At 65.9% G+C, this 12,174-nt stretch carries 15 protein-coding genes; 11 read left to right on the top strand and 4 right to left on the bottom strand.

Translation table 11 applies throughout. The annotated features are described in order from the left end of the window. Positions 1-25: 25 nt before the first annotated feature. The 5 genes from ACFLEY_RS08105 (at position 26) to ACFLEY_RS08125 (ending at position 4,660) form a co-directional block, all read left to right on the top strand. On the top strand, positions 26-1,840 hold the full coding sequence (locus ACFLEY_RS08105; RefSeq protein ID WP_060908856.1) for a long-chain-acyl-CoA synthetase: 1,815 nt from the start codon (positions 26-28) through the stop codon (positions 1,838-1,840). A 152-nt stretch (positions 1,841-1,992) separates the two neighbouring features. Further along, on the top strand, positions 1,993-2,238 hold the full coding sequence (locus ACFLEY_RS08110) for an acyl carrier protein (RefSeq protein WP_007597226.1): 246 nt from the start codon (positions 1,993-1,995) through the stop codon (positions 2,236-2,238). Continuing rightward, complete coding sequence (locus ACFLEY_RS08115; RefSeq protein WP_060908855.1) at positions 2,225-3,607, top strand: class I adenylate-forming enzyme family protein; 1,383 nt, start codon at positions 2,225-2,227, stop codon at positions 3,605-3,607. The genes ACFLEY_RS08110 and ACFLEY_RS08115 overlap by 14 nt, the downstream gene beginning before the upstream one ends. Beyond that, positions 3,600-4,322 carry an SDR family NAD(P)-dependent oxidoreductase gene (locus ACFLEY_RS08120; protein WP_396604593.1) on the top strand — a complete coding sequence of 241 codons (723 nt, stop codon included), beginning with the start codon at positions 3,600-3,602 and terminating at the stop codon, positions 4,320-4,322. The genes ACFLEY_RS08115 and ACFLEY_RS08120 overlap by 8 nt, the downstream gene beginning before the upstream one ends. Positions 4,323-4,450: 128 nt before the next feature. After that, entirely contained in the window at positions 4,451-4,660 is a 210-nt protein-coding gene (locus ACFLEY_RS08125; protein ID WP_028173835.1) for a hypothetical protein, read from the top strand. Between the two features lie 4 nt (positions 4,661-4,664). On the opposite strand, the gene ACFLEY_RS08130 is transcribed toward ACFLEY_RS08125, so the two are convergent. After that, complete coding sequence (locus ACFLEY_RS08130; RefSeq protein WP_211433881.1) at positions 4,665-5,051, bottom strand: hypothetical protein; 387 nt, start codon at positions 5,049-5,051, stop codon at positions 4,665-4,667. Positions 5,052-5,267: 216 nt separating this feature from the next. Here ACFLEY_RS08130 and ACFLEY_RS08135 point away from each other — a divergent pair, with 216 nt between their 5' ends. Then, complete coding sequence (locus ACFLEY_RS08135) at positions 5,268-6,413, top strand: DUF3095 domain-containing protein (protein WP_060908854.1); 1,146 nt, start codon at positions 5,268-5,270, stop codon at positions 6,411-6,413. A gap of 4 nt (positions 6,414-6,417) precedes the next feature. Here ACFLEY_RS08135 and ACFLEY_RS08140 read toward each other — a convergent pair whose 3' ends face one another. The 3 genes from ACFLEY_RS08140 to ACFLEY_RS08150 form a co-directional block, all read right to left on the bottom strand. Then, positions 6,418-6,852 carry a DUF2147 domain-containing protein gene (locus ACFLEY_RS08140; RefSeq protein WP_060908853.1) on the bottom strand — a complete coding sequence of 145 codons (435 nt, stop codon included), beginning with the start codon at positions 6,850-6,852 and terminating at the stop codon, positions 6,418-6,420. 92 nt (positions 6,853-6,944) lie between these two features. Then, positions 6,945-8,330, bottom strand: coding sequence for an MATE family efflux transporter (locus ACFLEY_RS08145; RefSeq protein WP_060908852.1), 1,386 nt, complete (start codon positions 8,328-8,330; stop codon positions 6,945-6,947). 82 nt (positions 8,331-8,412) lie between these two features. Then, positions 8,413-8,940 carry a GNAT family N-acetyltransferase gene (locus ACFLEY_RS08150; protein WP_060908851.1) on the bottom strand — a complete coding sequence of 176 codons (528 nt, stop codon included), beginning with the start codon at positions 8,938-8,940 and terminating at the stop codon, positions 8,413-8,415. Between the two features lie 245 nt (positions 8,941-9,185). Here ACFLEY_RS08150 and ACFLEY_RS08155 point away from each other — a divergent pair, with 245 nt between their 5' ends. The 5 genes from ACFLEY_RS08155 to ACFLEY_RS08175 all read left to right on the top strand — a co-directional run bounded on the left by ACFLEY_RS08155 (position 9,186) and on the right by ACFLEY_RS08175 (position 12,174). Beyond that, the gene (locus tag ACFLEY_RS08155) at positions 9,186-9,782 is read left to right on the top strand and encodes a superoxide dismutase (RefSeq protein ID WP_014491764.1); all 597 of its coding nucleotides are present in this window, start codon (positions 9,186-9,188) and stop codon (positions 9,780-9,782) included. A 245-nt stretch (positions 9,783-10,027) separates the two neighbouring features. Then, positions 10,028-10,639, top strand: coding sequence for a permease (locus ACFLEY_RS08160; RefSeq protein WP_060908850.1), 612 nt, complete (start codon positions 10,028-10,030; stop codon positions 10,637-10,639). Then, the gene (locus ACFLEY_RS08165) at positions 10,636-11,136 is read left to right on the top strand and encodes a hypothetical protein (RefSeq protein ID WP_008138982.1); all 501 of its coding nucleotides are present in this window, start codon (positions 10,636-10,638) and stop codon (positions 11,134-11,136) included. Before ACFLEY_RS08160 ends, ACFLEY_RS08165 begins: the two co-directional genes overlap by 4 nt. 43 nt (positions 11,137-11,179) lie before the next feature. Next, positions 11,180-11,416 (top strand): hypothetical protein, encoded by a 237-nt coding sequence (locus tag ACFLEY_RS08170; protein ID WP_028173842.1) that lies wholly within the window; start codon positions 11,180-11,182, stop codon positions 11,414-11,416. Between the two features lie 2 nt (positions 11,417-11,418). Next, the gene (locus tag ACFLEY_RS08175; RefSeq protein ID WP_060908849.1) at positions 11,419-12,174 is read left to right on the top strand and encodes a metal ABC transporter ATP-binding protein; all 756 of its coding nucleotides are present in this window, start codon (positions 11,419-11,421) and stop codon (positions 12,172-12,174) included.

Below are 12,174 nucleotides of genomic sequence, written 5' to 3' on the forward strand. Positions count from 1 at the left end.
GAACCAGCAGACACGTTCCGAAAGCATGAACGGCATGACCACCGGCGTCATCGAGCAACCGAAGGCCGCGCGCGCGCCATCGGCGTCAAAGATCTGGCTGAAGGCGATCGAGCTGACCGCGCGGATCGAGACGCTGCCGGGCCGGCTGTTTGCCGACGTCGTCGACGATTGGGCGCAGCGTCAGCCCGATCGCGTCGCGCTGATCACGGATGACGCAGCGCTCGACTACGAAGGTTTGTCGAAACGCATCAACCGCTATGCGCGCTGGGCGCGCTCGGTCGGTGTGAGCAAGGGCGAAACTGTCGGTCTGATCATGCCGAACGGCCTCGACTACGTTGCCGCCTGGCTCGGCATCAGCCGGATCGGCGGTGTGGTCGCGCTGATCAATACAAAGCTTGTCGGGCAATCGCTCGCGCATTGCCTCGATGTCGCGAGGCCCCTGCACATCATCGTCGCGCACGACCTGGTGGAGACGCTGGAGAGTGCGAAGCCACATCTGAAGACCGAGGCCGAGGTCTGGACCCATGGCGATGCCCGCAGCGAGCGGGCCATCGACGTCGCGCTTGCCGCGCTCGACGACGGCCCGCTTTGTCCCGGAGAGCATGGCGACGTCACCATCGATGATCGCGCGCTGCTGATCTACACGTCCGGCACGACGGGCCTGCCCAAGGCCGCCAGCATCAGCCATCGCCGCATCCTCAACTGGGGCTTTTGGTTCGCCGGCCTCACTGGCGCCGGCCCACAGGACCGGCTCTACGATTGTCTGCCACTGTTCCACTCGGTCGGCGGCATCGTCGCGCCGTGCAGCATGCTGGCCGCCGGCGGCTCGGTGGTGATCGCGGACAAGTTCTCGGCGTCGAATTTCTGGCCCGACATCGTGCGGCACGACTGCACGCTGTTCCAGTATATCGGCGAGCTCTGCCGCTATCTGCTCAAGGCGCCGCCGTCGGAATACGAGAACCGCCATCGGCTGCGGCTCGTCTGCGGCAACGGCCTGCGCGGCGACATCTGGGAGGACTTTCAGACCCGCTTCGCCATTCCCCGCATCCTCGAATTCTATGCGGCGACCGAAGGCAATTTCTCGCTGTTCAACGTCGAGGGCCAGCCCGGCGCGATCGGCCGCATCCCGCCGCTGCTCGCGCATCGTTTCCCTGCGAGCCTCGTCAAGCTCGACCCAGATAGCGGCGCGCCGTTGCGCAATGAAGAGGGTCTTTGCATCGCCTCCGCCCGTGGCGAGGCGGGCGAGGCCATCGGCCGCATCGGCACGGCGGACCAGGGCGGCGGCCGCTTCGAGGGCTACACGGACGCCGGGGAGACCGAGAAGAAGATCCTGCGTGACGTCTTCGCCAGGGGCGATGCCTGGTTCCGCACCGGCGATCTGATGCGGCTCGACGACAAGGGCTTCTTCCATTTCGTCGATCGCATCGGCGACACCTATCGCTGGAAGGGCGAGAACGTCGCGACCTCGGAGGTCAACGACGCCGTGCGCGATTTTACCGGCGTCATCGACGCCACCACTTACGGCGTCAGCATCCCCAGCACCGACGGCCGCGCCGGCATGAGCGCAATCGTCGTGAACGAGGGTTTTGACGTCACCGCACTGTCTGCCCACCTTGCGCAGCGCCTGCCAGCTTACGCCCGCCCGGTTTTCATCCGCATCTCGCGCGAGCTCGATGCCACCGAGACCTTCAAGCAGAAGAAGGGTGAGCTCGCCCGCGAGGGCTTTGACCCGGGCGCGATCTCCGGTCCGCTGTTCATGCTCGATCCGAAGTCAGGTGCCTATGTGGCGCTGGACGGGGAGGCGTATGCGGCAATCTCGGAGGGCGCGATCCGGCTGTAGCCCAACCAAAATCAGGAGATAGGTCCAATTTTATCTGAATTGTCCAAGAAGCCATTTACTTCTGTCGGGTAAACAGACGGCCATGGGGAGGCGGTCATCAAGAGCCGCCGCAAGACATACGATCGATTAACAAAGCAAGAGGCAAGCCAGCCATGTCGGTAAGGTCCAAGGTCATTGAGGCGATCCAGCAGATCGCCAAGGAACAGCACGTCGCGCTTCCCGCGCTCTCGGACGATCTGTCCCTGCACGAGACGGGTTTCGACTCGCTCGCCTTCGCGATCCTTGTCGCTCGGCTCGAGGACGAGACCGGTGTCGATCCGTTCACCATTTCCGAGGACGCAGCGTTCCCCGCCACGGTCGGCGATTTCGTGCGGGCCTACGAAAATGTCCCCGCGTGATATCTTTGCGCTTCGCGATCATCTCGGCGCGGAGCTGAAGGGCCGTACGCTGTCGGATGCGCACGATGTCGTGTCGCTGACCGACATCCTGTCGCAGACGGTCCTGGGCGGCCGCCTGCGCGAGCTGTCCGGCCGCGCGGTGCTGCTCAAATTGTCCGACCAGCTCCGGTCGGGCCTTGCCATGATCGAGCTCGACGGCATCGCCCGCCGCATGCTGCTGTGTCCGCCCGATCTCAATCCGGCGTATCTGGACGCGCTGATCGCGGATGCCGGGATCGATGCCGTCGTCACCGACGAGCCCGATCGCTGGGCTGAGACCGGCGTGCCGCTGGTCGTCACCGCACAATTGCCGCTTCAAGCCACCGCGCCTGCGCAGACCGAGTGCGCCACCGAATGGCTGATGCTGACCTCGGGCACGTCAGGCGTGCCGAAGATCGCCGGCCATACGCTGGAAGCGCTGACCGGCGCGATCGTCGCCGAAGGCCCCGCGCGCGGACCGGCACCGGTGTGGGCGACGTTCTACGACATTCGCCGCTATGGCGGCCTCCAGATCTTCCTCCGCGCCATCCTCTCCGGCGGCTCCATGGTGCTGTCGGATCCGCATGAGGCCCTCGCCGATCACGTTGCGCGGCTGAACGCGCGCGCGGTCTCCCACATCTCCGGCACGCCCTCGCACTGGCGCAAGCTTCTGATGAGCGGCTCGGCCGCGCAATTCGCGCCGGCTTACGTCCGTCTTTCCGGCGAGATCGCCGACCAGGCGGTGCTCGACGGCCTGAAGGCGGCATTCCCGAATTCCTCGGTCGGCCATGCCTACGCCTCGACCGAGGCCGGTGTCGGCTTCGCCGTGAATGACGGGCTCGAAGGCTTTCCGGCCGACTATCTCGGCAACCGCAATGGCGTCGAGATGAAGGTCGTGGACGGCTCGCTGCGCATCCGCTCGATGCGCACCGCACATGCCTATATCGGCCGCGACGCCGCCGCACTTACCGATAATGACGGATTTGTCGACAGCGGCGATATTGTCGAGCTGCGCGGCGACCGCTATTATTTCGTCGGCCGCCGCGGCGGCATCATCAATATCGGTGGGCTGAAGGTCCACCCCGAGGAGATCGAGGCTGTCATCAATCGCCATTCCGACGTCCGGATGTCGCGGGCCAAGTCGCGGAAGAGTCCGATCACCGGCGGCATCGTGGTCGCCGACGTGATCCTCGCCGACGGCACCGATCAGGCGCGCGCGAAGGAGATTCGCGACCAGATCCTGGATCAATGCCGCGCGCAGCTCGCTTCCCACAAGGTGCCGGCGGTGATCCGCTTCGTCGAGACGCTCGACGTCACCCCGGCCGGCAAACTGGCGCGCACCGATGCATAATGTCCTCGTCACCGGCGGCAGCCGCGGTATCGGCCTTGCGATTGGCAAGCGTCTGGCTGGCGCCGGCTACAACGTGATTGCCGCGGCGCGGCGCGAGAGCGACGAGCTCAGGGCCGCCATTGGCGAGTCCGAGGGCCGTCTGCATTTCCGAGCCTGCGATCTCGCGGTGATCGACGCGATTCCCGCTTTCGCAAAGCTCGTGCGCGACGAATTCGGCCCGATCTACGGCCTCGTCAACAATGCCGGCCTCGGCACCGAAGGCCTGCTCGCGACCATGCACAATTCCGAGATCGAGGCGCTGGTGCAACTCAACGTGCTGTCGCCGATCATTCTCACCAAATATGTCGCACGGCAGATGATGGCCGATGGTGCCGGCCGCATCATCAACATCTCCTCGATCATCGCGACGACCGGCTATAACGGCCTGTCCGTCTATGGCGCGACCAAGGCGGCCGCCACCGGCTTTACCCGCTCGCTCGCGCGTGAAGTCGGCAAGCTCGGCATCACCGTGAACGCGATTGCGCCTGGTTTCATCGACACCGAGCTGACTCGCAATCTCTCCGACGAAGGACGCAAACGCATCGCGGGCCGAAGTGCATTGCGCCGGCTGCCGGAGACGGAAGACGTCGCACGGATGGTGGAATATCTGCTCGGCGATGGCGGCCGCAACGTCACGGGCACCGTGTTCACGGTCGACGCCGGGAACACGGCGTAAAGCGGAACTTCACCGCCACAAATGCATTGATTCGTCGCAATGACATTCGACCGGATTTGGTCGTAAGATGCCCTCGCAATCGATTGGGTTACGTCAATCGATCTGCCCCAATCGACAGGGAGCAGTGCATGACCATGCGAAACATGACCGCTTCAAATCAGGGCCGGACGGAGCAATCGCGCGCGAAGCCGGACGACGTCCGTTGTCCGCCGATGACGCATCAGAATTCCGGCGATCACGGTCACGAGATGTACCCGCAGCAATTCGTGCGCTTGGTCGGCTGCCATGACGCGTCTCACGACGCCTTGCGCAACCGTGAGGATGAGAAGCTGCACTAGTCGCTCACGTCCGAGGCTTCGGCAGGTCAGTCCGTTCGTGTGAGAATTCCGGCGGCCCTTCGGTGAGGCGGCGGATGCGACGCTCGCGTTCGTCCTCCGGCAATGCGGGATCGAGCAGTCCCTCGATCTCATGCACCGCGAGCTCCTCGAGCCTGGTCGCGTCCGAGACGACCGTGGACCCCGATGCCGGTGTGGGAGGCGCGATCCTCAGGCCGAACTCGACCAGCTTGCAGATCGCATCCGAGCGCGACAGTTGATGGGCCTCGGCCCAGGCATCGACGGTGGCGGTCAGCAGCTCCGGCATTTTCACCGCACTGATCGCGTCCAGCCCCGTGCGTCGGCGTACCGGCGAGGTGGAGTCCTTGCTACCAAAATCAGACACCCCGATCATCCCGCGCAACCATTTCAGATGGCTCAACCGTAAACGTCATTTTCGGCCGGCTGTTTGATGCTGATCAATGACAAGCTGCGGCATTGCGGGGCGGCGCGATCTTGTTGTCCGCCGCCATTTCGGCCAATGATCGGGACTTCGAGGGGGCGCCGGCGAACCCGGATCGGTCCTGCCACGTACTTCTCCTGGACGCGTCCAACCATTCGGCATCATCCGATGACATCAGGCGAATCCTTCTATGGCGGCATCCCCGTCTTCCGCGGCTTCACCAGCCTGATGGACCCCGCGCTCTATGCGTCGCTGCCGGATGACTGGAGCATCGGTGTCGCCGACATCGTCGATTCCACCAAGGCGATCGCGGCGCAGCGCTACAAGGCGGTCAACATGGCCGGCGCTGCCGTGATCGCGGCGGTGACCAATGCGCTTGAGGGACGGGAATTCCCCTTCGTGTTCGGCGGTGACGGCGCGAGCTTTGCGGTCGCGCCCGGCGATCTCGATCGCGCCCGGGACGCGCTGGCTGCAACCGCGACCTGGGTACGGGAGGATCTCGATCTGACGATGCGTGTTGCGCTGGTGCCGGTGAGTGCGATCCGGGCGCAAGGTCTCGACGTGCGCGTCGCGCGCTTCGGTCCGTCGGCGAACCTGTCCTATGCGATGTTCTCCGGCGGCGGGCTCGCCTGGGCCGACGCCGCGATGAAGCGCGGCGAGTTCGCCGTCGCTGAGGCGCCGGCCGGCACGCAGCCGGATCTGTCCGGCCTGTCCTGCCGCTTCGAGGTGATTCCGGCCTCGCGCGGCCTGATCCTGTCGGTTCTGGTGATGCCGGCACGCGGCGCGGACCCGCCGGCGTTCCGCAAGGTGATCGAGGACATCATCCACCTCGTCGAACGCAGCCCGGACGGCGCCCGCCCGGTGCCGCCACAGGGGCCGCCGCTGAAATGGCCGCCGCAGGGGCTGGACTACGAAGCCCGCACCAAGCGCGGCGGCCCGCTGCTCGCGCGCCGCGCCGGCGTGCTGGCCTACACGCTGTTCGCCTATCTGATCATGCGCTTCGACATCAAGGTCGGCGGTTTCGTGCCCAACCTCTACAAACGTCAGGTGGTCGAGAACTCGGACTTCAGGAAATATGACGACGGCCTGCGCATGATCCTCGACTGTACACCCGAGCTCGAACGCGCCCTCAGCGATCGTCTCGCGGCTGCCGCGCGCGAGGGCGTCGTGCGCTACGGCCTCTACCCGCAGGACGCCGCGATGATGACCTGCTTCACGCCGTCGGCGCTGCGCAGCGACCACGTGCACTTCATCGACGGCGCGCGGGGCGGCTACGCCTCGGCGGCGACGGCGCTGAAGGCGATGATGGCTTGAAGCGCTAGCGTCCCGCGCGCGTCCAGGTTTCGCCCCCGCAAAGCGCGCCGACGCAGCCTTCGACCCGCAGCGAGTCTGCACCCGTGACCGAGACGCTGCTCGCATAGGTGCTGCCGTCGTCGGCATTGTAGATCTGGCCCGACCATTTGTTCGGGCCGGACGGCTGCATGCCGCTGAACAACGGCAGGCCGATCATCGGCCGTCTCGCCAGCGCGGGATTGGGATTCTTGCTGTCGGTGGCGGGCTGGCCGGTCGCGGTGTCCATGGGTTCGCGCAGCCAGATGATAACGCCGCAGAGGCCGCCGCCGCACTTGCTGATCTTGACGCGGGCGTCGCCGGCCTGTGTGAGCCAGGTCCCGTCGGCGCTCTGCGCCTGGGCGGCAGTCGCGCCAAGCAGCGCAGCCAGAAGGACGACGAGAGTAGCGAATCTGGAAATCATGGAGAGGCCCCGAAGTGGAGCGCCTCCATAGCAGCCCAGCAGGATAGTGCAACGCTGGATGGAATCACATTCCCGCGCTTACTTGCCTGCGCTCATTTGCCCCAGCGCGCGAAAGCGATGGAGACCGCGGTCGACAGTCCGAACACCACCATCGCGCCGCCGACCAGCGCGAACAAGGTCCAGGCCGGCGCTTGCGCCATCATGAGGACGCCGCCGCCGATCGCGACGATCAGAAGCCGCGCGGTGGAGGCCAGCACCGGTCCGCCGACGCGCGCGGCGCCCTGCGAGGAGAAGTACAGCGACACGCCCATGCCGAAGAACGCGAAGGCCGGGCCGGCCCAGTGGAAATAGCTGTGCGCGGCGGCGGTGACGCCGGGGTCGGCGGTGAAGAGCGAGGCCCACAACGCGGGATCGAGCGCGATGACGAGTCCGATCAGGCCGACGGTGAGGGCGGACGCCGCGGCTGCGGTCCAGGCCACGCGCCGTGCGCGCTTCACTTGTCCGGCGCCGATCGCCATGCCGACCATCGGCACCGAGGCGATGCCGAAGGCGAAGGTGATCGGGATCAGCAGAAATTCCAGCCGCGAGCCGATGCCGTAACCGGCCAGCATCTCGGTGCCGAACGTCGCCAGGATCCTGGTGAAGATCAGAATGGTGAGCACGGTCTGCAGCGGCGAGAGGCAGGCGACCGCGCCCACCTTGAGGATGTCCAGGAACATCGCGCGCTCAAAATAAAACGCGCGGAAATCCAGCGGCAGCCGGCTGCGGCCGGACAAGAGATACCAGAGGAAGAAGACCGCGGCGCAGGTAAATGCGATCAACTGGCCGGCGGCGACGCCCGGCATGCCGAATTGCTTCACGCCGAACAGGCCGAGCCCCAGCGTGCCGCCGAGCGCGATCTGGAGCACGCCTGCCCCGATCAGTGTCATCGAGGGCAGGCGCATGTCGCCGGTGCCGCGGATCACCGAGGCCAGCGTGTTGACGAGCCAGATCGCGACCGCGCCGGAGAACAGCACCTGCGAATAACCGCTGGCTTCCTCGAGCACGCGCTCGCGGCCGCCGAGCAGCGTGAAGAACGAGCGGCCGAAGACCAGCATCGTTACCGTGGAGAACAGCCCGCCGCAGAGGCCGATGATGGCGGCATGCAGCGCCAGCGTCGCGGCGCGGTCGCGATCCCCGGCGCCGAGCGCGCGGCTGATCGCGGATGAGACGCCGCCGCCCATCGCGCCCGCGCTCATCATCTGCGTCAGCATCGCGAACGGGAACACCAGCGCGATCTCCGCGAGCGGGATGGTGCCGAGTCGGCCGATGTAGGAGGTCTCGGCGATCGCAACCAGCGTGCTGCCGACCATCGCGATCATGTTGGGGATCGCGAGCCGCAGCAGCGTCGGCAGGATCGGCGCCGTCAGCAGGCTGGCGATGGGGGAGGCGACCGGTGCACGCGGCGGGGCGGCGTCTATGGGGGCGTCGATCGTCATGTCCACGGTGCGAAATATTGGATGATGATCGACATATTACAGGGCGAGGCTCTCTGGCACCAGCCCTCCGGTCACGCAGGGCTCACCACGGCAGGCCGCATAGGTCGATGGTGCCCAGCGTCGGCGCGCGGACGATGTTGAAGACATAGGGCGCCATGTAGTCGAAGCGGATCCGCCCCTCCGGCTGCTCGCAATAGACCTCGCCCTTGAAGGGCAGCCAGCTGCGGGATTCGTAGAACGAAAAATTGTGCGGCTCGCAGAACAGCAGCGCGAAGCGGACCGCCTCGTTGGCGCGCATGGTGTGCACCGCCGCGTCGATAGCCATGGTGGCGTAGCCGCGACCGCGCCGGTCCTCGCGCGTGCAGACCCCGCCGATGCCGCCGGCGTGAATCTTCTGCCCGTTCCAGGTGACGGTGCGAAAGTAGACGCCGACGTGGCAGACGAGGCCGTCCTCGGGCGTCTCGAGCAGCACGCGAAGATGGGCGTTGTCCCATTTGACGTGAGCCCAGGGCTTGTCCGCGACCATATGCGGTCCCCAGACCGCCTGATGCAGCGGCTCGGCGATCGGCCACGAGGCGTCGCCGTTCAAGATGTCGATCTCGATGGTCATGGCTTCGTCCTTCGCAGCTCCGCTTCGTGGCGCATTCGTTCTGTCATAAGCGCTTCAAAGGCAACGATATTTTATGGCGAACCGCACGGCTGATGACCAGCGCGTGCTGCGACGATTTTATGCAATCCAGCCAAGCGGCACCCATCACGCGTTTTCGCAAATTCTGAGGTATTTAACGGCCGCGGAACCTTCTATAAGGGATGACCGTTAGAACACGTTCCCCACCCAGTTGCGGACAAGAAGCCATGACCTTTACGCTGCCCCCTCTCCCTTACGCCTATGACGCCCTCGGCCAGTTCATGTCGAAGGAGACGCTCGAATTCCACCACGACAAGCATCATCAGGCCTACGTCACCAACGGCAACAACGCGCTCAAGGGCACCGAATGGGAAGGCAAGTCCCTTGAGGAGATCGTCAAGGGCTCGTTCGGCAAGAACCCCGCGGTGTTCAACAATGCCGGCCAGCACTACAACCACATCCACTTCTGGAGCTGGATGAAGCCCAATGGCGGCGGCACCAAGCTGCCCGGCAAGCTCGAGAAGAAGATCAACGAGGACCTCGGCGGCTTCGAGAAGTTCAAGACCGACTTCCAGGCGGCCGGCGTCGGCCAGTTCGGCTCCGGCTGGTGCTGGCTCCAGGTCAAGAACGGCAAGCTCGAGATCTCCAAGACCCCGAACGGCGAGAATCCGCTGGTGCACGGCGCCACCCCGATCCTCGGCTGCGACGTCTGGGAGCACTCCTACTACATCGACTATCGCAACCGCCGTCCGGACTATCTCAAGGCGTTCGTCGAGAACCTCGTGAACTGGGAATACGTCGAGTCCCTGTTCGACAAGGCGTAAGGCTTTCCTCCGTCATTCGGGGGCGATGCGTAGCATCGAACCCGGAATCTCGAGATTCCGGGTTCGGCTTCGCCGCCCCGGAATGACAGACAAGGCGGTCGCATGCGCGGCCGCCTTTTTGCTGTGCCGAATTGATTGAACCAGTCCTGCGCCATGCGCGCATCGGTCTGTGATCGTACCGTTTGCATCGCATGGACGGCGCCCTTAATCAGGACGGGCATCACCATCGAGCCGCCCCACACCCGTTGTCAGACCCTTCCCCGAAAGACCCGGCGCCTGCCGAGGACGCGGAGTCCGAGCCGCGGCCGGGCCGTGTGCGCAAGCCGATCGGCTGGTCGACGATCATCATCGCGGTCCTGGTGGCGGTCAGCGCGGCGCTGGTGTGGCGGCGTGACGGCACCGACGGCGTTCTGGACATTCTCACCCACGACCTCTCGCTGTTCGGCGGCATCCTGCCGCGCGTGCTGGCAGGATGCCTGCTCGGCGCCTTCATCTCCGAGATCCTGCCGCACGAGAAAGTCTCGCGCTCGCTCGGGCCGCAATCCGGCCTGAAGGGCCTTCTGATCGGCACCGCCTTTGGCGCGATCCTGCCGGGCGGTCCCTTCACCGCCTATCCCGTGGCGAGCGCGCTGCTGGCGGTCGGCGCCGATTTCGGCGCCACCATCGCCATGGCCGTGAGCTGGACCCTGATCGGCTACGGCCGGGCGGTCGCCTGGGAAATCCCGATCATGGACACCGATTTCACGCTGTGGCGGATCGTCATCTCGCTGCCGCTGCCGGTGCTCGCAGGCGGCCTCGGCCGCTTCGTCTATGTCCGGCTCTATCCGAAGCGTGACAGCGATGAGGAGGCGAGTTGAGCGCGGCGCTCCTCATCGACATCCTGCTGTGGGGCTCGGTCTTCGGCGTCGGCCTGATCGCTTTCCGTCGCGGCCCGCCGGTGTTCAAGGCTTCGCTGCGCGAAGGCTCGATGGACTTCATCAACATCGTGCCGCGGATCGCGTTGGGGGTGATCGGCTCCGGCTACATCGCCGCCATCATCCCCCAGGAGGTGATCACCGGCTGGCTCGGACCGGACAGCGGCTGGCTGGGGGTCGCGACCGCCGTGGTCGCCGGTGCCGCCACGCCCGGCGGCCCCGTGATCGGCTTCTCCATCGGGACCGTGGCGCTGAAGTCGGGCGGCGGGGTGCCGCAAGTGGTCGCCTATGTCGTCGCCTGGGCGCTGTTTGCCTTCCAGCGGGTGATTTTGTGGGAAATCCCGTTCATGCCGGCCCGTTTCGTCTGGTTCCGCTGCGCCGTTTCGGTGCCGTTCCCGTTCGTGGCGGCCGCCATCGCGATGGTGATCGGCAAGCCCTGAGCCCGGCGTGGACAGGCGTAATGTTATAATATAACGTCCAGACATGGTTCCCGCCGCGTCCCACGCCCACCATCACGACCATGCCCACGGCCATTCTCATGGCGACGCGCATTCGCACGGGCACGACCACACCCATGCCCACGTCCATGACGCGACCTCGCCGCATCCGGCCCAGGCGGCGCCCTGGTCGATCCTGCGCATGACCATGGCGGGCCGCCTCTCGGCCGCCGTTGCCGTCTGCGCCGTGCTCTGGGGCATCGTCTTTCTGGCAATGAGGTGACGATGGCGGCGCTGCATTTCCACAACGTCACGCTGGGCTACGACCGGCATCCGGCCGTGCACCATCTCAACGGCGGGGTTGCGCCGGGTGCGCTGGTCGCCGTGATCGGCCCGAACGGCGCCGGCAAGTCGACCCTGCTGCGCGGCATCGTCGGCATCCTCAGGCCGCTCGACGGCAGCATCCATCTCGGCGGGCTCGACTCCCGCGATATCGCCTATCTGCCGCAGAGCGCGGAGATCGACCGCAGCTTCCCCATCTCGGTGTTCGACTTCGTCGGCACCGGCCTGTGGCGCGGCACCGGCCTGTTCGGCGGAATCGGCAAAGCCGCGCGCGAAAAAATCCTCCGCGCGATCGGCGCCGTTGGGCTGAATGGCTTCGAGAACCGCCCGATCGGCACGCTCTCCGGCGGTCAGATGCAGCGTGTGCTGTTCGCGCGCGTGTTGCTCCAGGACGCGCGGCTGATCGTGCTCGACGAGCCCTTCAACGCCATCGACAGCAAGACCACGACCGACCTGCTCGCGCTGGTGAAGCGCTGGCACGGCGAGGGCCGCACGGTGCTCGCCGCGCTGCATGACATGGAGATGGTGCGCAGCCATTTCACCGAGACCCTGGTGCTGGCGCGCGGCCCTGTGGCATGGGGCCCGACGGCGGAGGTGCTGACGCCGGAGAACCTCATGGTCGCGATGCGGATGTGCGAGGCGTTCGACGACAGCGCCGCGGCCTGCGCGGCCGACGATGCCCGCTCGCGGGCGGCGTGA

It is taken from the genome of Bradyrhizobium sp. YCK136, assembly GCF_044570075.1.
Lineage (GTDB): Bacteria > Pseudomonadota > Alphaproteobacteria > Rhizobiales > Xanthobacteraceae > Bradyrhizobium > Bradyrhizobium diazoefficiens.